Here is a 25,608-nt window from a genome sequence, read left to right as displayed (position 1 = left end):
ATTGTGGAATATAAAAATTTAGTTCCTAAATCACTCTTTTTATAAAGATTTAAATAGGTGGAAAAAATTTGTTATTTGTTGAAAAAATTTTCATTCACGCTAAAACCTTTAATCTATTCAACAAAAAAAATTATTTCTTATAAACTTTTCAACAAAAAAAATTTGTTTTCAATTGATTTCCACAGACACTATTTTTTTTGGATTTTAATATCCTAAGATTTTAGTAATATTTTTTAATGAAGGTTCAACATTTTTCCTAAAAATCGCATCGTTATTTTCAATAGCACAATCAGGGTCCTTTAATCCATTGCCTGTAAGAACACAAACGATGGTTGATTCTTTTTGTATTCTATTCTTATTTTTAATGAGTCCAGCAATTGATGCTGCACTAGCAGGTTCACAAAAAACTCCTTCTTTGGCCAGAACTTTATAAGCATTAATTATTTCTTCATCAGAGACTGACTGAAAGTCTCCTTTACTTTCTTTTCTCACTATTTTTGCTTTTTCTCTATTAACTGGATTTCCAATTCGAATCGCAGTTGCAATTGTTTCTGGATTTTTGACTACTATATTTTTTACTAACGGGGCAGAACCTTCAGATTGAAAACCCATCATAAGTGGTAATTTTAAATTTCTTTTTACTGTTGAATATTCTTTAAAACCCATCCAATAAGCTGTTATATTTCCCGCATTTCCCATTGGAATACAAAGCCAATCAGGTGCAAAACCTAAGTCATCAACAATTTCAAAAGCTGCTGTTTTTTGACCTTGTATTCGATATGGATTAACAGAATTAACAAGTTCTATTGGATGTATCGCAGATAAATCTCTTACAATTTCTAAAGCTTTATCAAAGTTTCCATTAATAGATATTATTTCAGCACCATACATCAAAGCTTGTGCAAGCTTTCCTTGTGCAACAAATCCCTCAGGGATTAAAACGTAAGGTTTTAATCCTCCTCTAGAAGCATATGCTGCTGCTGCTGCAGAAGTGTTACCAGTGCTTGCACAAATTACAGCTTCACGTCCCTCTTCTTTTGCTTTACTTATGGCCATCGTCATTCCCCGGTCTTTAAAAGATCCTGTTGGGTTTAGACCATCATATTTAAGAAAAACTTTTGTATCATTTCCGATTAGTTTGCTAATCGAGTCACTAAAAATTAGTGGTGTATTTCCTTCGTTTAGTGAGATGATAGGAGTTTTTTTTGTAACTGGAAGATATTGTTTATAAGCATCAATTAGACCTGGCCATCTTTTTTTTCTGTAATTGATACCTAATTTATTCTTGATTTTATTTAAAAACACCATGGCTATTTAATTTGTTTTGATTTTTTCTATAGGAGAATCTGTAAAAAAGTTTAATAGTTCTGAAATGGATTCTACTTTATTCATAACTTTGCTTAAAGCGTTGACATCTAAAATAATTGTTTTAGTTGGATATCCTTCAAAAAAATTTATCATATTTATTTTTCCATTTCCTATTTTAATACCTTGAATTACACTTGCCCTAAGGGCTAGCATACCTGTCTTTTCATCATCTGCTCTTGGAGTGTGAATTACCGATGAAAGTCTTGTTAAAAAAACATTACCTATTTCTGAATTTACCAATTTACTTGCAATCGTAATAGGGATCTCAAAATTTTTATTTAATACCGATCTAATTTCTTTATCTTTAGATCCAGTTGCTCTTAAAATTCTTTTTAATTTTTTTGTTGAATTACCTCCTTGAGCAAAAGTTTTTAATGAATTTACTTTAATTGTTCTAGAAAAAATGCTGTATGTAATTTTGATTTCTTCTGCAGCATTAGCTTTTGAAACGTTAAAAAGAAATTGAGAACTTATAAAAATAAAAAATAATTTTATTATTAGATATTTACTAAATTTCATTATATATTTGCACCGGCAGCAATCTTTACGAGTCTAACAACTCCTTTTTCAGTTACTTTCTTAGCAATTTTTATACCCATTTCTTTCGTATAAGGCTCATTTATTAGTCGAGGAACTCTTTTTAAAAAGATATCAATAGAATATCCAGGTACATTTTGTAAAATTTCTAAAAAGTTTCTTAATGGTTCCACATACATTACAAGATCACTTAAGTTGTTATTTTCATTAGAAATATTTAATTTAATTGAGTTAGGAAGAAAGTTATTTAAATTTTTCAGCATTTTAAGACTTAGTAAATCAATTTGATTTGTTAATCCTTCAATTATTTCATTTCTTAGGAATCCTCCATTTGGAGAAAAGAGAAGATTTATGACTTCATCTAAAAGTTTTTCCAAATCTAGATTTGTCTGCTTTGCGGCATTAGCGAGAAGATCTTCCAAGCGATCCCATTTGAATTGTTTCTCATCAAATAGCATCTCTTTCAAACTTTCTCTTAATTGTGGATCAGGGTCTTCCATTAATCTCCGCGCAAAATATGGATAAGCTGCTCCTAAAATTTTAAAATTTGGGTCTACACTTAAAGCAATACCTTCTAATGTTAGTAATGACCTAATTATAAGTGCATAATATGGAGGTAATTTGAATGGAAATTTATACATCACTCCTGACATGTCATCTGTAACAGTCTTGAAATCCATTTTTGAAACTCCTTTTTCAACAGCGTTAATGAAAACATCTTGAAATGCGGGAACAATTGGCTCAAGATTAACTTCTTCAGATAAAAATCCCAATTTTACAAAATCTTGAGATAATTTATCGAAGTTTTTGTTTACTAAATGTACTACTGCTTGAATTAAACCAGATCTTGAGTCTCTGGAAACTTCGCTCATCATTCCAAAATCTAAATAACATAATCTGCCATCTTTCAAGGCTAATAAATTACCAGGATGCGGGTCTGCGTGAAAAAAACCATGCTCTAAAAGCTGTTCTAAACTGCACTGAACTCCTACATCGATCATCCTATTAGGATCAATTCCTAATTTTTTGACATCTTCTAAATTAGTCAATTTTGTGCCGTTAATCCATTCCATTGTTAAAACTCTTCTTGAAGTTATTTCTTTGTAAATTTTTGGTACTGCAATCATTTGGTTATGTTTATGCATATTTCTAAACTTTTCTGCATTCTCAGCTTCGTTTAAGTAATCCATCTCTTCAAAAACTCTTTTACCTAATTCGTCAATCAATGCCACAAGATCGCTTCTTATCAATCCAATATTATTTTTTAGCCAATTTGCAATATTTCTTACTATGTAAAGATCCAAGGTAATTTGTTCTCTCAATCCTGGTCGCTGGACTTTAACTGCAACAACTTCTTCATTATTTAATTTAGCTTTATGTACTTGTCCAAGAGAGGCAGCAGAAATTGGCTCTTTATCAATTTCTAAAAAAATTTCATTTATTTTGGATCCTAAATCTTCTTCTATTAATTCCATCGCTTTATCTCCGTCAAATCCTGGTAGTTGATCTTGCAATTCGGATAATTCTTCAAGAAGAATCCCTGGAATGATATCTGGTCTTGTTGATAAAGCTTGTCCGGCTTTGACAAATGCTGGACCAAGTTCTACTAATAAATTTGTTAATTCTTTTGCTCTAAATCTTGCTTTTTCTTCGTTTTTTAATCTACCAGTAAATTTATCCCAACCAATAGAAAATAAATAGGCAAAAATAGGTATGAGTGTTTGCCAAAGTCTTTTTAAAAGTCTTTTTGGGTTCTTTCTGTAAATTTTAGATATTGTTTCTGGATCGTAATTCAACAATCCAGATACCTCAATAAAATCAGTAAAATCTTCTTTCATAACTTTATATATTTAAAACCTTTATTTTTTTAAAAAAGAAGTTAATTTTTTTATATGGAAGATTTATTATGCTCATACAATTAAAGATAGAGAATATTGCCTTAATAGAGATTATAGAAATTAATTTCGAAAAAGGTTTGAACATCATTACTGGGGATTCTGGTTCAGGAAAATCACTAATTCTTGATTCCTTAAATGCTTTATTTGGTGGAACTAATATACCTTTAAAGCACTTAATACGTCCAGGAAAAGATGATTGTGTTATTGAGGCCAAATTTTCTTCTTCCTCTCAAGTAAATAACTGGTTAATTAGTAATGGTTTTAAAAGCAGTTCAGTTCTAAATATCAAAAGAATATCCTATAGAAAAAATAATAAAATTTTATCTAAATTTAGTCTTAATAATTTTTTAATAAATAAAAAATTATTAGAAGAACTTGGACAATTATTAATTGATTTTGCAGGTCAATCAGATACTTTTATATTTGATTCTCAAGATAAAAGAAGATTAATTATTGATGATTTATGTTCGCAAGAATTGAGAGATACAAGTGCGAAGATTAAAAATATATGGGCTGAAAGTCAGGCTTTAAAAGGATTGATGAATGAAAAAATGGAATCCTCTAAGAAGCAAGAGGAAAATAACTTAATAACTAAGCAAATATTGAAAACTCTAGAGGAAGCTAATTTAGAGTCTAGTCAGGAAATCATAGAATTAGAGTTAATAGAAAATAAACTTGTAAATAATCTTGAAATAAATAATTCAGTTCAATCATCTTTAAAAAACTTAAATAATTTCAGTTATGATGAACCATCAATAGCTTCTTTGATAAATCAATCAATAAAAAATTTAAATAAAACAGCAGAGTTTGATTTAAAAATTCAAAAGTTTAGAGAAAATTTATTAGATATTCAAACTTATGTTGAAGATTTAATTTTCGCTTTAAACTCATATATGCAAGAAATAGATAGTGATAATTCTAATCTTTCAGAAATACAAAAAAGATTATTTTTTTTAAAAAACTTGCAGAGAACTTTTTCATTAGATCTACCTCAATTAATTAAAAAGCGAGATCAATTAAGGGCATATTTTCAAAAAAACGATAAAGGTAACGAGATTCTTAATATCGAAAATCAAATTAAAAAATTGCAAACTAATTTAAATTCTTTGTTTCTTATTCAATCTATAGAAAGAAAAAAAATTGCTAAACAGTTACAAGATTCAGTAATCTCAATTTTAAGGGATTTAGGATTAGAAAATGCAAATTTTTCAATTCAATTTTTAGAATGTAACCCTTCTGGGGAGGGAATTGACAATATAAGTTTCTTGTTTTCTGCTAATCCTGATCAGAAGCTTGCTCCATTATCAAATGTTATTTCAGGTGGAGAAATGTCAAGATTCTTATTAGCTATAAAATCTAGTATTTCAAAAAAACCAAATACTTTCTTTTTAGATGAAATTGATAACGGTTTAAGTGGTAAATCTTTACTTTCATTGGTTGAGCTAATTAAAAAAATTTCTAATGATCAACAGGTTTTATGTATTACACACCAGCCTTTCTTGGCTGCTGGAGGATTAGCTCATTTTAAAGTTAATAAAAACGTTATTGATGGAATAACTTATACTTCAATATTAAAACTAAATACAAAAAAACAAAGAAAACATGAATTAATGGAACTGATTGGAGGAGGTTCTGCCGAAGTAAATGAATATGCTTCTAGACTTCTTGATCAAGCTGCTGCATAAAATAAAAAAAATTCTACTATAATAACTTTTTTAAACCATAATTAGATTTAAACATGGTTATAAAAACTGATAATAATTTTGATCAAGATAATTCAATTGTTATTAGGGGAGCTCGTCAGCATAATTTAAAAAATATTGATCTTTCTTTACCAAGGAATAAATTTATTGTTTTTACAGGAGTCAGTGGAAGCGGTAAAAGCTCTTTAGCCTTTGATACGATTTTTGCTGAAGGTCAAAGAAGATATGTTGAAAGTCTTTCAGCGTACGCAAGGCAATTTTTAGGTCAAGTAGATAAACCAGATGTAGACAATATAGAAGGATTATCCCCCGCTATTTCAATTGATCAAAAATCAACAAGTCATAATCCTCGATCAACAGTTGGAACAGTAACAGAGATACAAGATTACTTAAGATTATTGTTTGGTCGTGCTGGTGAACCGCATTGTCATCATTGTGGAATTCCAATTGCGCCACAAACAATTGATGAAATGGTTGATCAAATTCTTTTATTGCCAGAAGGAACAAGATACCAATTGTTGGCTCCTGTAGTAAGAGGGAAGAAAGGAACTCATACAAAATTAATAAGTGGACTTGCGGCTGAGGGCTTTGCAAGGGTAAGAATAAATGGCGAAGTAAGAGAACTTGCTGATAGTATTGAATTAGATAAAAATCAAATTCATAATATCGAGGTAGTAGTTGATAGACTAATTGCAAGGGAAGGAATACAAGAAAGATTAAATGATTCTCTACAAACTTGTCTTAAAAGAGGGGATGGCCTAGCAATAGTTGAGGTTGTTCCAAAAAAAGGAGAAAATTTACCTTCTAACTTAGAGAGAGAAAAGCTCTATTCAGAAAATTATGCATGTCCTGTACATGGTTCTATTATAGAAGAACTTTCTCCTAGACTATTTTCCTTTAATAGCCCATATGGAGCGTGTCCAGACTGTCATGGGATTGGTTATTTAAAAAAATTTACTGCCGATAGAGTTATACCTGATCAAACATTGCCTGTTTATGCTGCAATAGCGCCTTGGAGTGAAAAAGATAATACTTATTACTTCTCTTTACTTTATTCTGTAGGTCAGGCGTATGGTTTTGAATTAAAAACTCCTTGGAAAGATTTAAGTGATTTTCAAAAGAAAGTACTACTTTTGGGATCAGATAAACCAATATTAATTCAAGCTGACAGTCGTTTTAAAACTTCTAGTGGTTTTGAAAGACCTTTTGAAGGAATTCTACCGATATTAGAAAGGCAATTGAATGAAGCTAATGGAGAATCAGTAAAACAAAAATTAGAAAAGTACTTAGAATTAGTCCCCTGTAAGACATGTTCTGGTAAAAGATTGAGACCTGAGGCTTTGGCAGTTAAACTTGGCCCATATAATATTACTGATTTAACTTCAATAAGCGTTTCTGAAACTTTAACTCAAATAGAACGCATCATGGGATTAGGTAAGACGAAGAAGGAAAATATATCTTTATCAGAAAAACAAAAGCAGATAGGTGAATTGGTGTTAAAAGAGATTCGTTTACGTTTGAAGTTTTTAATTAATGTTGGTTTAGATTATTTAACTTTAGATAGACCTGCCATGACTTTGTCTGGCGGAGAAGCTCAGCGTATTAGATTAGCTACGCAAATAGGTGCTGGCCTCACTGGTGTTCTTTATGTCTTAGATGAACCAAGTATAGGTTTACATCAGAGAGATAATGATAGATTATTAGAAACATTAAAAAGCTTAAGAGACCTTGGCAATACTTTAGTTGTTGTTGAACATGACGAAGATACTATGAAATCTGCAGATTATTTAGTAGATATTGGTCCAGGTGCAGGTATTTACGGTGGGGAAATTATTGCTAAAGGATCATATGAAGATGTTTTGAAATCAGAGAGATCACTAACTGGGGCTTATCTTAGTGGTAGGAAGTCGATTCCTACTCCAAAAGAACGAAGATCCTCTGTTAAAAAAAGTTTAATTTTAAATAGTTGTTCAAAAAATAATTTAAAGAATATATCTGTAGAATTTCCATTAGGCAGACTAATTTCTGTAACTGGTGTCAGTGGTAGTGGGAAAAGTACTTTGATAAATGAACTACTACATCCTGCCTTGTGTCATTCTCTTGGATTAAAAGTCCCTTTTCCTCAGGGGGTAGGCGAGTTAAAGGGTATAAAGGCAATTGACAAAGTTATCGTTATTGATCAATCTCCAATAGGGCGAACACCAAGATCAAACCCTGCTACCTATACAGGTGCCTTTGATCCCATAAGACAAATATTTACTGCCACTGTGGAAGCCAAAGCGAGGGGTTACCAGGCTGGGCAGTTTAGTTTTAATGTGAAAGGTGGAAGATGCGAAGCGTGCAAAGGTCAAGGAGTTAATGTCATTGAAATGAATTTTTTGCCTGATGTGTATGTTCAATGTGAAGTATGTAAAGGAGCTCGATTTAACCGAGAAACTCTTCAAGTTAAATACAAAGGGTTTAATATATCTGATGTCCTAGAGATGACTGTTGAACAAGCTGCAGAAACTTTTTCTGCAATACCTCAAGCTGCTGATAGGTTATCTACATTAGTAGATGTAGGATTAGGATATGTCAAATTAGGCCAACCTGCTCCTACATTATCTGGAGGAGAGGCTCAAAGAGTTAAGTTAGCTACAGAATTATCTAAAAGGGCTACTGGAAAAACTCTATATCTGATTGATGAACCAACTACAGGTTTAAGTTTTTATGACGTTCATAAGTTAATGGATGTGATACAACGTTTGGTAGATAAAGGGAATTCTGTGATTGTTATCGAACATAACTTAGACGTAATTAGATGTTCTGATTGGATTATTGATTTAGGACCTGATGGAGGAGATAAAGGTGGCGAAATCATTGTAGAAGGTATTCCTGAAGATGTAGCGAAACATCCTACAAGTCATACAGCAAAATATCTTAAAAAAGTTCTTAAATAAAATTTGTTGTATTTCTTTGTATTTTTAATTATCTGAGTAAAATGAAAGTTTTGTTTTTAGAGGTATTATTCCAGTCACCATCTAATTTTTTTAAAATTTTATGTATAAAAAAAATAAAAATCATAATTCTTTCTTAATATTTCCTTTGGAAATTCAGCTTATTTGTATTAAAGGCCGTTGATCGGAGGATTTGCTGAATGAGGTTTAAATTTTTACATTTACATTTACACGGTCTTATTCGCTCTAAAAATCTTGAATTAGGCAGAGATGCAGATACAGGAGGACAAACACAATATGTTTTAGAGTTAGTTAAAAGTTTGGCTAACACTTCAGAAGTTGATCAAGTAGATTTAGTGACTCGTTTAGTTAATGATCCTAAAGTAGATGATGAATATTCTCAAGAAGAAGAATTTGTAGAACCTGGAGTTAGAATATTAAGATTCAAATTTGGACCAAATAAATATTTAAGAAAGGAATTACTTTGGCCTTATTTAGATCATTTAACTGAAAGACTTATCTCTTATTATCAAAAAAATAAAAAGCCTAATTTTATTCATGCACATTATGCAGATGCTGGGTATGTAGGAGTTAAACTAAGTAAATCCTTAAATATTCCACTAATTTTTACTGGCCATTCTTTAGGACGAGAGAAAAAAAGGAAATTGCTTGATACTGGTTTAAAAACTAATCAAATAGAAAAGCTTTATGCAATAAGTAAAAGAATTGAGGCAGAAGAAAAAGCGTTAAAGTCCGCAGATATTATTGTTACGAGTACCAAACAAGAGTCAGTTTATCAATATTCCCAATATTCTTCTTTTGCACCTCATAAAGCTAGAGTAATTCCTCCTGGTGTTGATCATAATAAGTTTCACCATATTCACTCGACAACAGAGACAGCTGAAATTGATAATATGATGCAACCTTTTCTCAAGGATTCTACTAAACCTCCATTATTAAATATTTCTAGAGCTGTACGAAGAAAAAATATTCCTTCTTTGATTGAGGCATATGGCAGATCAGAAAAATTAAAAAGAAAAGCTAATTTAATTTTGATTTTGGGTTGTCGAGATAGTACCTCAAAACTTGATCCTCAACAAAAAGATGTTTTTAATAAAATTTTTGAAACGATTGATAAATATAACTTGTATGGAAAGGTAGCTTATCCAAAAAAGCATCTTCCAAGTCAGATTCCTGCTTTATATAGATGGGCTGCTAGCAGAGGGGGTGTATTTGTAAATCCAGCTTTGACGGAGCCCTTTGGTTTAACACTTCTAGAAGCTTCTTCATGTGGTTTACCAATAATATCAACAAATGATGGAGGACCAAAAGAAATTCGCTCAAAATGTGAAAATGGACTTTTAGTAGATGTTACTGATATTAATGAGTTGAAAGTTATTCTTGAAAAAGGGATATCTAATAATAATCAGTGGAAATTATGGAGCAGAAATGGTATCGAAGGCGTTAATAGGCACTTTAGTTGGAACACTCATGTACGCAATTATTTATCAATACTTTCAGAAGAGTTTTCAAGGTCAAAAAGTTATTCCTCATCTGATATTAAACAGAGTTGTTTAAAAGGAAGTTCTTCACTAATAAAACCCCATTGATCAAATACTTTAGGATCAGGGTGAAGAATTAGCTGATTATTTTGAGTTTTCTTTAGTTTGAAACCTTTTTTAGATAGTTTTTTCATTAAGTTAGCAGTTTCTTCGAATCGTGATGCCATTGCATCAAGACTTGAGCAGTCACTTGTTAATCCATTATCTTTCCATGTAAAAAAATTCATAACAAATTTCTTAAAGATTGATTTTTAAAACTATACCTAAAATTACTAGTAAAATGTTGATTTTCCAAAAATTTTCAACTATTTTTTGTTCCTTAACTCCTTGAAGTTCAAAATGGTGGTGCAGTGGAGCCATTAAAAATATGCGTTTACCTCTGCGAAATAATTTTTTTGTAATTTTAAAAAAACCTACTTGAACCATTACTGATAATGATTCAATAATAAATATTCCTGAGAAAATAGATAATGTAAAAACGCTATCGGTTAATAATGCTATAGAACTCAGTATTGCACCAATACTTAGAGATCCAGTGTCACCCATAAATATTTTTGCAGGATAACTATTGTAATTGAGAAATCCTAAGCATATTCCAGACATTGAATAACAAAGAATACTAAAAACAAAAAGTTCCTGCTGTTCTTTCATTAAAATTTCTGTCCCTAATCCATAAAAGACAATCCCACTGCATCCAGCTGCTAATCCATCAAGTCCATCAGTCAAATTTACTGAATTACTCATACCAACTAGTACTAAAAAAGAAATTGGCAATATAAATATATTCATATTTATTCCCCAAGAGTCAGATACTGTTATTAATGGATTTATTAAATTTTTTTCATAGGCTAACAATAAAAAAATCATTGAGATGATACTTTGTAGAATAAATTTTTCTTTTGTTCTTAACCCTGTATTTTCTTTGTTTTTAATACTTAAATAATCATCTAAAAACCCTATAATGAAAAATCCAGAAATAGACAGTAATAAAAGAAATAATTTTAGAGAACCTAAATTTATAGTTATTATCAAAAGAAAAATTAAAAAAGGGACTATCATTAAGATTCCACCCATCGTTGGGGTATCATTTTTTTTATAGTGATTAGCGGGACCTTCTGTTCTAATATTTTGAAGTAAATTTAATTTTCTAATTATTTCTAGACCATTCTTTGTTGTTAATAAAGAAATAAAAAAAAATAATGTAAAAACTCCTATAAGAAGAAAATTATTAAAAAAATACGATGTAACTATTAGGGCAAAAGTATTTAAAATTACTAACGATTTAAAGTTAAATTTTTTAATCTTCCCAATCATCTTCTGAAGGCTCTTCTTCAGTCTTATAATCTTCTTTTTCTCCCATTAGCGCTGAAAGTTCTTCTTCTTCTATTGTACTAATTTCTTGTGAATCTCCTTCTTTTTCTGCGATAAGCCTTCCTGTATTTTCAAGCCAAGATAGCAGATCAGGTTCATCTCTTAAGGGCAAAACAGGAGCTGGATCATCTCTGTGGTAGCAAGTTAAAGCAGGGTTGACTTCAGAAATATCATCTAATCTAAGTTTTAGTTTATTTGAGTCCATTAAAGTTTATGTTCTATATATAAGATAGTACACAATGATGCATACTAAAAACTTTGTTTGATAAATCAAATTTAAAATACTTTTTTATCTGGCTAATTTCATTGTTTCTGTCTGGATTATTTAAACTCATTGGATATTTGAATCCCGATGTTTTAATAATTAATAACTTTCTCCTCTTGTTATTGGTTTTTGGTCCAGCTCTTTTAGTTACAATAATATTAGTTTTTAATAAGTTTTCAAATTCTTAATTACGACAAAAAATTTAAATTTATGGAGCAAATTTAGATGCAGCAGGTAAAAAAAGTTGTACTAGCCTATTCTGGTGGGGTAGATACGAGCGTTTGTATTCCATACCTAAAGAATGAATATGGAATTTCAGATGTGATTACTTTTGTAGCAGATCTTGGACAAGGAGAGGATTTAGAACTTATTAGGCAAAAAGCTTTAAATTCTGGCGCATCTCAATCAATCGTGGGTAATTTAGTTAATAGTTTTGTTGAGAGATATGCTTTTCCAGCTATTAGAGCAAACGGACTATATTTAGATAAATATCCATTATCTACAGCTCTTGCAAGGCCTTTAATCGCTGAAAATCTTGTAAAGATTGCTCGAGAGATTAATGCTGATGCAGTAGCTCATGGATGCACGGGTAAAGGCAATGATCAAGTTCGATTTGATTTAGCAATTAATGCTTTAGGCCCTGATTTAAAAATAATTACTCCTGCAAGGGAGTGGAATATGAGTAGGGAAGAGGCAATAGTGTATGGAGAAAAATTTGGTATTCCTGCACCAGTATCAAAAAAATCACCATATTCAATAGATCTTAACTTACTTGGTAGGAGTGTTGAAGCGGGGATTTTAGAAGATCCAATGCAAGAAGCACCTGAAGATATATTTGCGATGACATCGTCAATTGATAATACACCTGATTCCCCGCAAGATATAGAAATTGTCTTCAAAAATGGGTTTCCAGTTGCAATTAATGATGAATTTTTAACTCCAGTAGAGATTATTCAAAAAGCAAACGATCTTTCAGGTGCGCACGGTTTTGGAAGAATAGATATGATTGAGGATCGAGTAGTAGGTATTAAAAGTAGAGAGATTTATGAAACACCTGGTCTCTCACTTTTAATCAAAGCTCACAAAGAATTAGAGAGTATTACATTAAATCCTGATGTCATCGACTTTAAAGGAATAGTGGAAAAAAAATGGGGTCAATTAGTATATCAAGGTTTTTGGTTTGGACCTCTTAAAGATAGTTTAGATGCATTTATTTCATCGACTCAAACTTCAGTGAATGGAAGAGTAAAGATTAGACTTCATAAGGGTAACGCTATAGTAATTGGGAGAATGTCTGCAAATAATTCACTTTACAGGGAAGATTTGGCAACCTACAGTAATGATGATGTTTTTAATCATTCTTTAGCAGAAGGCTTTATTTATATGTGGGGTATGTCTAATAAAATATGGGCTGAGTTAAATTCAAAAACAAGAGATTAATATTTTAAGATTCTGCATTTCCTTTGGTTTCAGCATCATCTTTTCCCGAAGTTGAAGTATCTGTGCTTACAACTGGTTGTTTTTCCTTAGATTCGACTTTAGATTCTGAATTCTCTTTATCATTTGATTGAGTTGAACTCTTAGCAGAAGCTCTTGGAGTTGGCAAAGGTCCTACTTGTTTAACGGTCATATATCTTATAACGTCTTCACTAAGTCTCATTGCTTTTTCAATTTTGAAAATATGTTGTCCATCGCCTTGATGACTTAATTGGACGTAAATACCTTCTCTATGTTTTGCTATTTGATAAGCTAATCTTCTTTTACCTCTCATTTGACTATCAAGGATGGTACCGCCAAATTCTTCTAAAAGCTTATTGTATTTATCAATGTGATTAGTTACTTCATCTTCCGCAATATCTGGGCGGAGGATATACATTGTTTCGTAATAAAATTGTTGATCTTTCATAGTTTCAGACAAGGTCTTTGGCTCATAAATTTATGTGATGAGCGTCTGTTCATATTCAACGATACATCATGATGTGCATTTCCTTGAAAATTAGCATTATTTATTTAAAGATCATTTTTGATTGCTTCATTCATAATATTAAAAGGTACTTCTAATCCATTTGTCCAAAATGATAATGATTTCATTCCTTGAGCAACAAGCATTTGCAAACCATCGATAGTCATGCATCCTTTGCTGGAGCTAAGTTTCAATAAGTGAGTTGGTGAAGGATTATAAATTAAATCATAAACAATTGTTTGTGAGTTCAGAGATCTCCAAAAAGAATCCCCATATGGTAATACATCCATTTCATATTTTGCTGTTTTCATTCCTACGGGTGTTGTATTTACAATTAAATCTGCTTCTTCAATTAAATTTTGAGCTTGATTGTTATTACTTAACAAACCTTGAAGTTTAATTTTATTTTCAAAATTTTTTATTAATTCATTTAGTGATGATTTGTTTCGTGATATAACTGAAATCTTTGAAAGATTTAAATTTATTAATCCTTGAATTACAGATCGTGCTGCACCACCGGAGCCAAGAACAATAGATTGCTTTTTTTTTAAGTTTAATTTCTTTAACGGATAAATAAATCCTTCTACATCTGTATTAGTAGCACTCCATTCTTTTTCAGAATTTAACTTTAGAGTATTTATTGCTTTCAGTTTTCTTGCAATAGGTGAAATTTCACTACAAAGGTTGAATACTCTTTCTTTATGAGGAATTGTAATATTTAGACCTTTACAATTAATTTTTTTCAAAGTATTCAAAACTAATTCTAGATCTTTATCTTTACAAGGTATTGCTATATAAATTAAATCTAGGCCTAAATATTTAAAGGCAGCATTTTGCATAATCGGCGATAAAGAATGGCTTACTGGATTCCCAATTAATGCAATAAAAGATGTTTTACTTGAAATCATGTTTAGAATTTTTTTCTTAAAAAATAACGATCTGTTCGGGAACCACTCCCCGTCTTTGAGTAACAATAATGACGCTGATGACCGATTATGGAGAATATTAAATATAAGAATTTACCCATGGGGAAGGTTGTAGGAATTGATTTAGGAACAACTAATAGTTGTGTCGCTGTAATGGAAGGTGGTAAACCTACTGTAATAGCAAATGCTGAAGGTTTCAGAACTACTCCATCAGTTGTTGCATATACAAAAAATCAAGATCAGCTTGTTGGACAAATCGCAAAAAGACAAGCTGTTATGAATCCTGAAAATACTTTTTATTCTGCAAAGCGTTTTGTTGGTAGAAGAGTTGATGAAGTAAATGAAGAATCTAAAGAAGTTAGTTATGCTGTTGAAAAATCTGGTTCTAGTGTCAAATTAAAATGTCCTATATTGGATAAGCAGTTTTCCCCTGAAGAGGTAAGTTCTCAAGTTTTAAGAAAGTTAGCAGATGATGCGGGTAAATACCTTGGTGAAAAGGTTACACAGGCTGTAATTACTGTTCCAGCTTATTTTAATGACTCTCAGAGACAAGCTACAAAAGATGCAGGAAAGATTGCAGGTTTAGAAGTTCTAAGAATTGTAAATGAGCCAACCGCTGCAGCTTTAGCATATGGTTTGGATAAGGAAAATGAAAAAATTCTTGTATTTGACTTAGGGGGAGGAACATTTGATGTCTCAGTTATTGAAGCTGGTGATGGAGTAACTGAAGTCTTATCTACATCTGGAGATACACATTTAGGTGGTGATGATTTTGATAGATGTATCGTAGATCACTTAGCAAGTACTTTTAAATCAAATGAGGGAATTGATCTCAGACAAGATAAGCAAGCTTTGCAAAGATTGACTGAAGCTGCAGAAAAAGCAAAAATAGAGCTCTCAAATGCTACGCAAAGTGAGATAAATTTACCTTTTATTACAGCCACGCCTGAAGGACCAAAACATTTAGATTTGAACCTTACTAGAGCAAAGTTCGAGGAATTAGCAGCTTCTTTAATTGATAGGTGTAAGACCCCAGTTGAGAGAGCTATAAGCGATGCAAAAATTTCTACTAATGAAATTGATGAAGTTGTTATGGTCGGAGGCTCATCTAGAATACCTGCTGTTCTAGATTTAGTGAAAAAAATAATTGGTAAAGATCCAAATCAAACCGTTAATCCTGATGAGGTAGTAGCTGTTGGAGCTGCAATTCAGGGAGGAGTTTTAGCAGGAGAGGTTAAAGATATATTGTTGCTTGACGTTACTCCACTTTCTCTAGGTGTAGAGACTCTTGGCGGAGTAATGACAAAAATGATAAATCGTAATACTACTGTACCTACAAAGAAATCTGAAACATATTCAACTGCTGTAGACGGTCAAACAAATGTTGAAATACACGTTTTACAAGGTGAAAGAGAAATGGCTTCTGATAACAAAAGCTTAGGAACCTTTAAATTGGATGGAATACCGTCAGCACCAAGAGGAGTTCCGCAAATTGAAGTTACATTTGATATCGATGCAAATGGAATCCTTAGTGTTACTGCTAAAGATAAAGGAAGTGGTAAAGAGCAAAGTATTTCTATCACTGGTGCTTCTACTTTATCTGATAATGAAGTTGAAAAAATGGTAAAAGATGCTGAATCAAATGCATCTGCAGATAAAGAAAAAAGAGAAAAAATTGATTTAAAAAATCAAGCTGAAACACTTGTCTATCAAACGGAAAAGCAACTTGGTGAGTTAGGAGACAAAATAGATGCTGCAGCAAAGTCCAAAGTTGAAGAAAAAAGTAATGCTTTAAAAGAAGCAACTTCAAAAGAAGATTATGAATCAATGAAAAAACTTCTTGAAGAACTCCAGCAAGAACTTTACGCAGTTGGTTCATCTGTTTATCAGCAACCAGGCAATCAGCCTCCATCATCTGGCGCAGCAGGCGGTCCTGATCAGAGTGATTCAAATCAAAAAGGTGGAGATGATGTAATTGATGCAGACTTCACTGAAACAAAAGATTAGTAAAGGTAAGTTTTAATTTCATTAGCAACCCATTTAGAACAAGCGGGAGCCAGTAAAATCCCATTTTTATAAAAACCTGTACATATAATTAGTCCATCTTCAAGATTTTTCATTATTGGTGAAGGCTCACCATCTGGTTTTGCCCTAATACCGTACCACTTTTTAGAAATTTTTCCTTTCTCTAGCCAATTTGGTTTTTTATCGAGAAAATTTGTGAGTTTTTCGAATGTATTTTTTCCTGGCTTAGTACTATATTCGTCAGTTGATCCAATAATTAGCTTATTTTTTAATTTTGGAATTAAATTTATACCATTTATATTGAATTGTTTTGGCAGCGATAACAAATCAACTTCTGCATCATTAATCTCAATTTCCATAGCTTGACCTAAAACAGGCTTTAATTTGATGTTGTGAGATCGGCTATCTATTAAATCAATCGCTTTTAGTGAATTGCACAAAATAACCATGTCAGATTTGATATTTTCATTATTCCTTGTTGTAGAAATCCATTGATTGTTTGATTTTTTTATTTTTATTATTTCTCCTTGTAAATAATTTACTTTTTTATGTTTTAGATATTTATCTAATGTTTGAAGTAACGATAAAGCATTTATTCTTCCATCTTTGAAGGAGATCATTCCTTTTATATTTTTTGTTTGGAAGGCTTTATTTATTTTCTTGATTAATATTGAGTCTCTTTCTAAAATTAGTAACGTTGGATCATTATTTTCATAAACAAATTTCTCTAATTTTTTAAACTTTTCTTCATTAGTAGTTAGTTGTATTAATGGTTTTTCGATATTTAATTCATAATTAAATTTTTGTAGGAACGTAATCCATTGTGGCCATAATTCAATGCTTTGTTTCCTGAGATCCCAGCTTCTGCCCTTTCTTTTTTGATACATATTGCCCATTATCAAGCCTAAAGCTGCATTACTACTATTTTGGAGTTGAGTTGGATCTATTATCGTTACCTGGAAACCTAATTCTGATAATTCTAAAGCGTTAAATTTTCCAATAATCCCTGATCCAATAATAACTATGTTTGCTTTTTGAAAATTTTCTTTTAAGCTTTTCATTGATATATTAGATATACTTGTTTATTTGATTTAATAGTTAAAGATTTTTTGGAACATCCTTCAATTATATTCAAAATTGTTTGTCCCGATCGTCCTGGCCTTGTAAGTTTACTTACAAGTTGGATTTCAAATTACGGTGGCAACATAAAACATTCTGATCATCATACAGATCAAGATGCAGGTTTGTTTCTTAGTCGAATTGAATGGAATAGTAACAATGAATCTTTTAATAGAGATGAAATTTATAAAGAATTTGAAAAAATTGCAGATGAAGTAAATGGACAATTTAATGTAAATTATTCTGATGAAATCCCAAATGTTGCTATTTTCGTGAGTAAACAAAATCATTGTTTGATTGATTTACTTTGGCGAGTAAGAAATGGAGAACTCAAAATGAAAGTTCCTTTAATAATTTCAAATCATTCTCATCTTGAAAATATTGCAAATGACTTTAATGCAAAATTTGTACATATTGATACCTTTAAAACTAATAAAACTATTGTTGAAGATCAATTTTTAAATTTACTAAAAGAATATGACATTGATCTTGTTGTATTAGCTAAATATATGCAAATTTTGAGTGACTCTTTTTTAAAAAAGTTTTCTTCAATAATAAATATTCATCATTCTTTCTTACCTGCATTTAAGGGCGGGCAACCATATCATAGAGCATGGAAGAGAGGTGTTAAATTAATCGGTGCTACTGCTCACTATGTTACTGAAGATCTTGATGAAGGCCCTATAATAGAGCAATGTACAGTTAATGTAAGTCATAGGGATGAAGTTGATGATTTGATTAGAAAAGGAAGAGATATTGAAAGAATAGCTTTAGCAAGAGCAGTTAGATTACATCTAAATCATCAGGTATTCGTCTATAACAGCAAAACTGCTGTTTTTGATTGAAGATAGTTTTTTAGTCTTCTAATTCTATCTGTATTTGTCTTTCATAAATTGATTCTTCATTAAAAGCTCTTGCTACCAAGAAACTGGCAATGCAGCTGATTAAGACAGGTTTCATTATTAATAAATTTTTTGTTAAAGCAAAAGCTAAAAACATTGCTGTTATTGGCGTTCGCGAACATCCTGCTACGAAAGCTCCCATTCCCGCAAAAATGTATGTACTTGGTGCATGTCCTGTAGCAATTTCCACCCAGCTCCCAATTATTAGGCCGATTGATCCTCCTAAAGTAAGCATTGGATAGAATAGTCCACCAGGAGCTCCGGATGCTGCAGCTAAACCTGTCGTGATAAATAGTACTAAAACTGCTAATAAAGCAATTCCAATACTTGTATTTTGTTCAGCTATTATTTTCTGTAATTCATCTAAATTATGAAATGTACTGGGTAAAAAAGAGTAGATACTGCCTAAAATAAGTCCACAGATACTCATTTTTAAAACAAATTTATTTTTATACCACTTTTTCCCAAGATTTTGCATTAACAAAACATATCTGCTGTACAATTCTGCAAATATTCCAATAATTATTCCTAGTAAAACTAAGTAAATAAAATCTATAGGTAAGAAAAAAACTGATGGGTCATATTCTTTTTGAATCAAAAATCCGAGGTTAAAATCAAAGCCTCCTGCTTTAGGATCTAAACCCAAGGCTTGAATAATATCAGCAGATGAATCTGCAATAAAAGTTGTAATTACTACTAATAATAAAATTACTGGTCTAGCAGAGTTTAATAACTCTTCTATTGCATAGATAAACCCTCCTAATGGAGCGCTGAATACTGCAGCTATTCCAGCACCACCACCTGCTGCTACTATTACTCTTCTGAAAGCTGTAGGAGCTTTTAGCCACTTGGCCATTTGCCAAGCTACGGATCCTCCCATTTGAACTGATGGACCTTCTGGACCCAAAGGGAATCCACTACCAATCGCAATAATTCCTGATATGAGCTTTACTAATCCTACTTTTAAATTCATTGGAACTTTTTTATGTCTTAAGAAACCCATGATTTGACTCACACCCGAACCTTTTGCCGCAGGTGCTATATTTTTGATCAAATATCCTGCAATAGCTCCTCCTAGAGCTCCAAAAATAGGTAAGACCGCAATTGATGGGAATTGGTCTAATAATGCTAATCTCCAATTATTAATAAAATAGATTCCAGTTTTAAAAGATATGCTTGTAATTGAAGCCCCTAGACCTGTTAATAAGAGCGAAAATGCAACGACTAGAGATCTTTGCTTTAATAATTTTTTGATACTACGAGAAGAATTATTACTTGTTTTTTGAATATTATCTTTTATAAAGTTTGGCATGGTCCATGATTACTTTGTCAAGCTGAAATCGTGTATTTCATCAAATTGAAGATAGCGATAAAGTTCATCTGAATATGGATTAATTTTATTTTTAGTAATATCCTGATATTCTTCTATTTCAGGTATTTTTCCAACCAGTGCACAAACTGCTGCCAATTCTGCGCTCCCTAAAAATACTTGCGCATTCTTGCCAAGTCTATTGTCAAAATTTCTTGTACTGGTAGAAAATACTACAGAACCTTCATCAACTCTAGCTTGATTTCCCATACATAAAGAACAGCCTGGCAACTCTAATCTTGCACCACAATCTTCAAATATCTTATAGTAGCCTTCAGCTTTTAGAGTTTCTTCATCCATCTTTGTTGGTGGACAAATCCATAATTTAGCTTTTAAATTTTGTACTCCTTCAAGAACTTTTGCAGCTGCCCTGTAATGACCAATATTTGTCATGCAAGAACCTATAAAAACCTCGTCAATATTTGTATTTGCAACATCAGTGATTTCTTTTACATTATCTGGATCATTAGGGCAAGCAACTATAGGTTGTTTTACTTTTGCTAAATCAATTTCAATGATTTCTTCATACTGAGCGTTTGAATCTGGTTGAATTAATGATGGTTTTTTTAACCAATTTTTCATATCATTTATTCTTCTTGAAATCGATTTTGAATCTTCATAATTGCTCTCGATCATTTTTTCTAGCAGGCAAATATTGCTTTTTAAATATTCTTGAACAGTTTCTTGGGATAAAAGTATTGTGCTACCAGCGCATGAGCGTTCTGCAGTAGCATCAGTAAGTTCAAAAGCTTGTTCAAGTTTTAGGTTTGGTAATCCCTCAATTTCCATAATTTTCCCGTTGAATATATTTTTCTTATTTTCTTTCTCAACAGTTAATAGTCCTTTTTTAATTGCGAAGAGAGGGATTGCATTAACTAAATCTCTAAGAGTAATTCCCGGTAATAATTCTCCCTTAAATTTAACCAGCACAGATTCCGGCATATTTAATGGCATTGATCCTATTGCAGCGGCAAATGCAACAATGCCTGAGCCTCCAGGAAATGAAATGCCAAGAGGGAATCTTGTATGACTATCTCCACCTGTGCCAACAGTATCAGGGAGAAGCATTCTGTTAAGCCAGCTATGAATGATGCCGTCTCCAGGTTTAAGAGCTACTCCACCTCTTTGAGATATAAAATCAGGTAATTCTTTATGGGTAAGTAGATCTACTGGCTTAGGATATGCAGCTGTATGACAAAAACTTTGCATCACTAAATCTGCAGTAAATCCTAAACAAGCTAGTTCTTTTAATTCATCTCTAGTCATTGGCCCAGTAGTATCTTGACTACCAACTGTGGTCATAATTGGCTCACAGGTCATTCCTGGCCTAACTCCATCTAAACCGCATGCTTTGCCTACTATTTTTTGAGCTTGAGTAAATCCGGAACTACTTTCGGTTGGATTTTGTGGTCTAGTAAATATTTCACTTGGTTGATAATCTAATTTGTTTCTAATTTTGTCCGTAAGAGATCTTCCAATCATAAGATTAATTCTTCCGCCAGCTTGAATTTCATCAGTAAGAGTTGATGGATATAACTCGAATTTGCTTATTAATTCTTCAGTATTTGAATCTTTTTCAATTTTTTTAATAATGCCTTCATAGGGATATATTTTAATAACATCTCCTGTTTTCATTTGAGATACGTCAGCTTCTATAGGTAAAGCTCCTGAATCTTGTGCAGTATTGAAGAAAATTGGGGCTATTTTGCTGCCAATTATTATTCCACCTGTTTTTTTGTTGGGAACAAAATCGATATCTTCTCCTATATGCCAAATGAGTGAATTAATAGCAGATTTTCTAGAACTCCCTGTTCCAACAACATCTCCAACATAAGCTATTGGTAAATTTTGTTTTTTTAAATTATCAAGAATCTTTAGTCCATCAGGTTTTTTAAATTCCAACATAGCTAATGCATGCATTGGAATATCTGGGCGTGTTGTTGCATGTACAGCTGGAGATAAGTCGTCTGTGTTTGTCTCACCGTCAACTTTAAATACTAAACAAGTAATCTCTTTCTCCAGAACTTTTTTATTTTTGAACCATTCTGCATCTGCCCAGCTATTTACAACCTCTTTTGCATAAATATTATTTTGAGATAAATCATAAATATCATTAGCTGAGTCGTAAACAAGAATAATATTTTTTAAAACTTCTGACGCTTTTTTAGCAAGTAAACTATCTTTTCTTTTAAGTACTTCAACCAAAGAATTTACGTTATAACCTCCTATCATTGTCCCTAGTATTTCAATTGCTTTTTCAGGATTAATTAATTTGCAATATTTTTCGGAATTAACAATAGCTGTAAGCCAGCTTGCTTTTATATAAGCAGCCTCATCAACTCCTGGTGGTACTCTATTTATAAGCAAATCAAGTAAATAAGATGAATCGTAATTACTATCTTGTTCTAATAATTTTGTAACACAATTTGTTTGCTCAGCATTTAAAGGTAAAGGAGGTATGCCTTTGGCAGCTCTCTCAGCTACGTGATCTGAATAATCTTTTAGCAATGTTTCCAAATTCTTCATTAGTAAGGTTTAATGCCTAATCTATTGTTATTTTTAATATTGAAAAGGAGAGTATTCATAAATGCTTTTTTAAATATTCAAACTTCTTAATTAATCAATGACGACATCATCAAATAATTCAGCTTTAGAAAAGACATCAGATTTACATGTTGTTGAAACGCGTCCATTAATACCTCCAAGCAGATTACATAATGATATACCTTTAGATCACGCCTCCGCTAATACAGTATCTAAAACCAGAAGATCGATACAAAATATTTTGCATCATAATGACCAAAAGCTTTTAGTCATTGTTGGTCCATGTTCAATTCATGATCTAGAGGCGGCAAAGGAATATTCAAAATATATTCAAAACTTTCGAGAAATTTATAATGATAAATTAGAAATAATCATGAGAGTATATTTTGAGAAGCCAAGAACTACTATTGGTTGGAAAGGATTGATAAATGATCCTCATCTAGATGATTCTTATGATATAAATACTGGTTTAAGAAGGGCGAGAAGTTTGCTTTCATATCTAGCCACTCGGGGCATACCTTCTGCTACAGAATTACTAGATCCAATTGTTCCCCAATATATTGCCGATTTAATAAGTTGGACGGCCATAGGTGCGCGGACTACTGAAAGTCAAACTCATAGGGAAATGGCATCTGGATTATCAATGCCTATAGGCTTTAAAAATGGAACTGATGGTTCTTTCACTACTGCAATCAATGCAATGCAGTCAGCTTCAAAATCCCATCATTTCTTAGGTGTAAATGAAAATGGAATGGCTTCTATTGTAAACACTACAGGAAATCCAGATGGACATATAGTTTTAAGGGGTGGTTCAAAAGGTCCAAATTTTGAGAGTGAACATGTCAAAAGAATTTCAGCTGAATTGAGGCAATGTAATCTTCCACATAAAGTGATGATTGATTGTAGTCATGGAAATTCCAATAAAGACTTCCGAAAACAGTCGGAAGTGCTAAAAAACATAGCTTCTCAGATAAGTAATGGTGAAAAAAATATTTTAGGAGTTATGTTAGAAAGTCATTTGAAGGAAGGGAATCAAAAACTTTTAAAAAAAGAGGATCTCCAGTTTGGTAGAAGTATCACAGATGCATGCATAGATATTGAAACTACAAAAAAATTACTGGCTATTTTATACGGTTCACTTAGTTAGTTATAAAAAAATTAAAAAATAATGCTGATGAGATTGGAACAATGAAATTATCTATTCCTAAAACACTGAATTGTTCTAGCAAAGTCGCAAAAAAAGCTATTGTAAAATAATTTAAATTTAATCCACTTTGTTGGGTGTATCCTATTGAGCAAACTACTATTAAGCTTGTTAAAAGCATTGTGATAGTGCCAAATAATGATTTTTTTTGGTTAAACAAAACCCAACTCTTTGAGTTAATGCTTTTTCCAATTAACCCAGCTAATCCGTCACCAAAAGTCATTATAAAAAATCCAGTAATTAATGCATATGGATCTTTATCCCAGAAAAGATAAATCAAAATAAATAAACTTAGACAATAAAATAATGTTCCATAGCTCTTTCTCTCAATATCTTCAATTGTTGGCAATAATTTATAGGTGTAATTGATAAAAACCATGAATGAAACAATTCCTGTAAAAATAAGAGCTGAATTTTGATCAATTTTTAGAAATTGTGCAATTGGTATTAAAGGCCCTATTCCAATATGTATTATTTTTCTAACAATTTCTCTACTATTTTCATTAAATTTTTTAAAAACTATTGAGATTAAAAAAATTGAAAATAAATATAGTAAAACTATTATAAATTTTAACAATTTAATTAGGCTGCCTTATCATAATTTGACATCATTCTCAGCCTTTTCAGGGCTTTTGCTTCTAATTGCCTAACTCTTTCTCTAGATACACCAATATCTTTACCTATTGCTGCAAGAGTGGATTCTTCCGTTCCATCTAAGCCGAATCTTTTTTTCATAATTTCTTGTTCTCTTTCATTTAATTGAGCAAGCCAAGTGCTTAAATGTTCTGTAAGAATAGATCGATCCATTCCTTCCATAGGATCTTCGCTATTCGGGTCAGGAATAAGTTCCCCAAGAGTGCTTCGATCTTCTTCTCCTCTTGCATGAGCATCAAGGGATGCGCAAGGTGCACTTTGAGAAATCAAGTCTTCTAAGTCTTTTTGTTCAATTCCCATGGCTGTTGCCATTTCTAGTCTGCTTGGTTGTCTACCAAGTTTATGGGATAAGTCTCTAGTAACTCTCCTCATCTTTGAAAGTTTTTCACTAATGTGAATCGGTAGTCTTATAGTTCTAGCACTATTATCAATAGCTCTAGTCATTCCTTGCCTAATCCACCAATAGGCATAAGTAGAAAATTTATATCCCATTTTTGGGTCAAACTTGTCTACAGCTCTCTCAAGACCAATTGTTCCTTCTTGTATTAAATCTAATAATTCTAAGCCTTGGTTTTGATATTTCTTTGCGACGGATACAACGAGTCTTAGATTAGCTTCCATCATTTTATTTCTGGCTTTTAAACCTCTTTTCAATTGTTTCCATTCATCATTTTTATTGTAATTTTTAAAATATCTTTCAAGGCAAGAAATTAATTTTGCAAAACTATTTTTCGATTGGCTTTCTATCTTACTAAAGTTTTCTTTGCCTGCATAAATACTATTCTCTAAATCATGTTTAAACAATTTTTCAGGATCAGCCTCTTTTTCTGTATTTTTATCACTTATATTTTCTTTAATATTAAAATCACTTTTGACAGCTAATGCTTCAGAAAGCTCATTGTTTTCTGTTACTGACTTGATAAGCATTTTTAAGGTTTGAACCTTTTTTGCTAAATCAATCTCATCTTCACCAGTTAATAATGGTACTCTTCCAATACTAGATAAGTAATAACCAATAGAATCTGTTACAAATCGTGTTGATCTTTTTTGGCTTTGATTTGAAGTTGATCGAGATTTTTTACTTCGAGATTCATTTCCAGTAATAGGTAACTTAGGTTCCTCTAAGTTATTTATCGAAGAACTCTTAGAAGAGTCATTTAAATCTGATTTTGTTTTGCGAGATTTACCCGCAGTGTTTGGTAATCTAGGCTCATCAATATTACTTGAAGAGCTCTTTGCAGATTCCAGAGGGATCCCCATCA

20 protein-coding genes are annotated in these 25,608 nt (G+C 31.7%); 7 read left to right on the top strand and 13 right to left on the bottom strand.

Annotation, left to right across the window (positions count from 1 at the left end):
* Window positions 1-204: 204 nt before the first annotated feature.
* Genes thrC through HA141_RS09620 form a run of 3 tightly spaced genes read right to left on the bottom strand, consistent with a single transcriptional unit; the run spans window position 205 to window position 3,743 of the window.
* Window positions 205-1,308 (bottom strand): threonine synthase, encoded by a 1,104-nt coding sequence (gene thrC / locus HA141_RS09630; RefSeq protein ID WP_209119192.1) that lies wholly within the window; start codon window positions 1,306-1,308, stop codon window positions 205-207.
* A gap of 6 nt (window positions 1,309-1,314) precedes the next feature.
* Window positions 1,315-1,887 (bottom strand): alpha/beta hydrolase, encoded by a 573-nt coding sequence (locus HA141_RS09625; protein ID WP_209119189.1) that lies wholly within the window; start codon window positions 1,885-1,887, stop codon window positions 1,315-1,317.
* Window positions 1,887-3,743, bottom strand: coding sequence for an ABC1 kinase family protein (locus HA141_RS09620; protein WP_209119187.1), 1,857 nt, complete (start codon window positions 3,741-3,743; stop codon window positions 1,887-1,889). Before HA141_RS09620 ends, HA141_RS09625 begins: the two co-directional genes overlap by 1 nt.
* Window positions 3,744-3,811: 68 nt before the next feature.
* On the opposite strand from HA141_RS09620, the gene HA141_RS09615 reads away from it, so the two are divergent.
* The 3 genes from HA141_RS09615 to HA141_RS09605 all read left to right on the top strand — a co-directional run bounded on the left by HA141_RS09615 (window position 3,812) and on the right by HA141_RS09605 (window position 10,052).
* Complete coding sequence (locus HA141_RS09615; protein WP_209119185.1) at window positions 3,812-5,488, top strand: AAA family ATPase; 1,677 nt, start codon at window positions 3,812-3,814, stop codon at window positions 5,486-5,488.
* A gap of 53 nt (window positions 5,489-5,541) precedes the next feature.
* Complete coding sequence (gene uvrA / locus HA141_RS09610) at window positions 5,542-8,445, top strand: excinuclease ABC subunit UvrA (protein WP_209119183.1); 2,904 nt, start codon at window positions 5,542-5,544, stop codon at window positions 8,443-8,445.
* 197 nt (window positions 8,446-8,642) lie between these two features.
* Window positions 8,643-10,052: a glycosyltransferase gene (locus HA141_RS09605; protein WP_209119181.1), complete on the top strand. Its 1,410-nt coding sequence runs from the start codon at window positions 8,643-8,645 to the stop codon at window positions 10,050-10,052.
* Here HA141_RS09605 and HA141_RS09600 read toward each other — a convergent pair.
* The 3 genes from HA141_RS09600 to HA141_RS09590 are packed head-to-tail and all read right to left on the bottom strand — an operon-like array spanning window position 9,986 to window position 11,580.
* Window positions 9,986-10,231 (bottom strand): hypothetical protein, encoded by a 246-nt coding sequence (locus tag HA141_RS09600; protein WP_209119179.1) that lies wholly within the window; start codon window positions 10,229-10,231, stop codon window positions 9,986-9,988. The two genes, HA141_RS09605 and HA141_RS09600, sit on opposite strands and share 67 nt — an antisense overlap.
* A 10-nt stretch (window positions 10,232-10,241) precedes the next feature.
* A complete protein-coding gene (gene mraY, locus HA141_RS09595) occupies window positions 10,242-11,318 on the bottom strand; it encodes a phospho-N-acetylmuramoyl-pentapeptide-transferase (protein WP_209119177.1) in 1,077 nt (358 codons plus the stop codon).
* Entirely contained in the window at window positions 11,302-11,580 is a 279-nt protein-coding gene (locus tag HA141_RS09590; RefSeq protein ID WP_209119174.1) for a DUF3134 family protein, read from the bottom strand. The genes mraY and HA141_RS09590 overlap by 17 nt, the downstream gene beginning before the upstream one ends.
* 285 nt (window positions 11,581-11,865) lie before the next feature.
* Between HA141_RS09590 and HA141_RS09585 the strand changes: the two genes are divergently transcribed.
* Window positions 11,866-13,080: an argininosuccinate synthase gene (locus tag HA141_RS09585; protein WP_209119171.1), complete on the top strand. Its 1,215-nt coding sequence runs from the start codon at window positions 11,866-11,868 to the stop codon at window positions 13,078-13,080.
* Window positions 13,081-13,084: 4 nt separating this feature from the next.
* Here HA141_RS09585 and rpsF read toward each other — a convergent pair whose 3' ends face one another.
* Together rpsF and HA141_RS09575 are read right to left on the bottom strand one after the other, a co-directional pair.
* Window positions 13,085-13,546 (bottom strand): 30S ribosomal protein S6, encoded by a 462-nt coding sequence (gene rpsF, locus HA141_RS09580; protein WP_209119169.1) that lies wholly within the window; start codon window positions 13,544-13,546, stop codon window positions 13,085-13,087.
* A gap of 104 nt (window positions 13,547-13,650) precedes the next feature.
* Window positions 13,651-14,511 carry a shikimate dehydrogenase gene (locus HA141_RS09575; protein WP_209119167.1) on the bottom strand — a complete coding sequence of 287 codons (861 nt, stop codon included), beginning with the start codon at window positions 14,509-14,511 and terminating at the stop codon, window positions 13,651-13,653.
* A gap of 117 nt (window positions 14,512-14,628) precedes the next feature.
* Here HA141_RS09575 and dnaK point away from each other — a divergent pair, with 117 nt between their 5' ends.
* Window positions 14,629-16,536 (top strand): molecular chaperone DnaK, encoded by a 1,908-nt coding sequence (dnaK, locus tag HA141_RS09570; RefSeq protein WP_209119244.1) that lies wholly within the window; start codon window positions 14,629-14,631, stop codon window positions 16,534-16,536.
* On the opposite strand, the gene HA141_RS09565 is transcribed toward dnaK, so the two are convergent.
* Complete coding sequence (locus HA141_RS09565; RefSeq protein ID WP_209119165.1) at window positions 16,533-17,615, bottom strand: FAD-dependent oxidoreductase; 1,083 nt, start codon at window positions 17,613-17,615, stop codon at window positions 16,533-16,535. The two genes, dnaK and HA141_RS09565, sit on opposite strands and share 4 nt — an antisense overlap.
* Before the next feature lie 48 nt (window positions 17,616-17,663).
* Here HA141_RS09565 and purU point away from each other — a divergent pair, with 48 nt between their 5' ends.
* A complete protein-coding gene (gene purU / locus HA141_RS09560) occupies window positions 17,664-18,518 on the top strand; it encodes a formyltetrahydrofolate deformylase (RefSeq protein ID WP_209119163.1) in 855 nt (284 codons plus the stop codon).
* A gap of 10 nt (window positions 18,519-18,528) precedes the next feature.
* Here purU and HA141_RS09555 read toward each other — a convergent pair whose 3' ends face one another.
* Together HA141_RS09555 and acnB are read right to left on the bottom strand one after the other, a co-directional pair.
* Window positions 18,529-19,887, bottom strand: a complete 1,359-nt coding sequence (locus tag HA141_RS09555; RefSeq protein ID WP_209119161.1) for a ClC family H(+)/Cl(-) exchange transporter — start codon at window positions 19,885-19,887, stop codon at window positions 18,529-18,531.
* Between the two features lie 9 nt (window positions 19,888-19,896).
* On the bottom strand, window positions 19,897-22,470 hold the full coding sequence (gene acnB, locus HA141_RS09550; RefSeq protein ID WP_209119159.1) for a bifunctional aconitate hydratase 2/2-methylisocitrate dehydratase: 2,574 nt from the start codon (window positions 22,468-22,470) through the stop codon (window positions 19,897-19,899).
* 97 nt (window positions 22,471-22,567) lie between these two features.
* Between acnB and HA141_RS09545 the strand changes: the two genes are divergently transcribed.
* The gene (locus HA141_RS09545) at window positions 22,568-23,635 is read left to right on the top strand and encodes a 3-deoxy-7-phosphoheptulonate synthase (protein ID WP_209119157.1); all 1,068 of its coding nucleotides are present in this window, start codon (window positions 22,568-22,570) and stop codon (window positions 23,633-23,635) included.
* On the opposite strand, the gene HA141_RS09540 is transcribed toward HA141_RS09545, so the two are convergent.
* Together HA141_RS09540 and HA141_RS09535 are read right to left on the bottom strand one after the other, a co-directional pair.
* Complete coding sequence (locus HA141_RS09540) at window positions 23,628-24,269, bottom strand: diacylglycerol/polyprenol kinase family protein (RefSeq protein ID WP_209119155.1); 642 nt, start codon at window positions 24,267-24,269, stop codon at window positions 23,628-23,630. The two genes, HA141_RS09545 and HA141_RS09540, sit on opposite strands and share 8 nt — an antisense overlap.
* A gap of 5 nt (window positions 24,270-24,274) precedes the next feature.
* The gene (locus tag HA141_RS09535) at window positions 24,275-25,606 is read right to left on the bottom strand and encodes a sigma-70 family RNA polymerase sigma factor (protein WP_245157330.1); all 1,332 of its coding nucleotides are present in this window, start codon (window positions 25,604-25,606) and stop codon (window positions 24,275-24,277) included.
* Window positions 25,607-25,608: the final 2 nt, after the last annotated feature.

Origin of the sequence: Prochlorococcus marinus XMU1402, assembly GCF_017696205.1 — a bacterium.
GTDB classification, from domain to species: domain Bacteria; phylum Cyanobacteriota; class Cyanobacteriia; order PCC-6307; family Cyanobiaceae; genus Prochlorococcus_A; species Prochlorococcus_A marinus_AC.
Note: the sequence above shows the minus strand (reverse complement) of the source record. Positions and strands in the feature narration are given on the sequence as shown.

Bases quoted from the DNA above. Each gene is read 5' to 3' on its own strand.
- thrC (WP_209119192.1), bottom strand. From the start codon at position 1,308: ATGGTGTTTTTAAATAAAATCAAGAATAAATTAGGTATCAATTACAGA.
- HA141_RS09625 (WP_209119189.1), bottom strand. From the start codon at position 1,887: ATGAAATTTAGTAAATATCTAATAATAAAATTATTTTTTATTTTTATA.
- HA141_RS09620 (WP_209119187.1), bottom strand. From the start codon at position 3,743: ATGAAAGAAGATTTTACTGATTTTATTGAGGTATCTGGATTGTTGAAT.
- HA141_RS09615 (WP_209119185.1), top strand. From the start codon at position 3,812: ATGCTCATACAATTAAAGATAGAGAATATTGCCTTAATAGAGATTATA.
- uvrA (WP_209119183.1), top strand. From the start codon at position 5,542: ATGGTTATAAAAACTGATAATAATTTTGATCAAGATAATTCAATTGTT.
- HA141_RS09605 (WP_209119181.1), top strand. From the start codon at position 8,643: ATGAGGTTTAAATTTTTACATTTACATTTACACGGTCTTATTCGCTCT.
- HA141_RS09600 (WP_209119179.1), bottom strand. From the start codon at position 10,231: ATGAATTTTTTTACATGGAAAGATAATGGATTAACAAGTGACTGCTCA.
- mraY (WP_209119177.1), bottom strand. From the start codon at position 11,318: ATGATTGGGAAGATTAAAAAATTTAACTTTAAATCGTTAGTAATTTTA.
- HA141_RS09590 (WP_209119174.1), bottom strand. From the start codon at position 11,580: ATGGACTCAAATAAACTAAAACTTAGATTAGATGATATTTCTGAAGTC.
- HA141_RS09585 (WP_209119171.1), top strand. From the start codon at position 11,866: ATGCAGCAGGTAAAAAAAGTTGTACTAGCCTATTCTGGTGGGGTAGAT.
- rpsF (WP_209119169.1), bottom strand. From the start codon at position 13,546: ATGAAAGATCAACAATTTTATTACGAAACAATGTATATCCTCCGCCCA.
- HA141_RS09575 (WP_209119167.1), bottom strand. From the start codon at position 14,511: ATGATTTCAAGTAAAACATCTTTTATTGCATTAATTGGGAATCCAGTA.
- dnaK (WP_209119244.1), top strand. From the start codon at position 14,629: ATGGGGAAGGTTGTAGGAATTGATTTAGGAACAACTAATAGTTGTGTC.
- HA141_RS09565 (WP_209119165.1), bottom strand. From the start codon at position 17,615: ATGAAAAGCTTAAAAGAAAATTTTCAAAAAGCAAACATAGTTATTATT.
- HA141_RS09555 (WP_209119161.1), bottom strand. From the start codon at position 19,887: ATGCCAAACTTTATAAAAGATAATATTCAAAAAACAAGTAATAATTCT.
- acnB (WP_209119159.1), bottom strand. From the start codon at position 22,470: ATGAAGAATTTGGAAACATTGCTAAAAGATTATTCAGATCACGTAGCT.
- HA141_RS09545 (WP_209119157.1), top strand. From the start codon at position 22,568: ATGACGACATCATCAAATAATTCAGCTTTAGAAAAGACATCAGATTTA.
- HA141_RS09535 (WP_245157330.1), bottom strand. From the start codon at position 25,606: ATGGGGATCCCTCTGGAATCTGCAAAGAGCTCTTCAAGTAATATTGAT.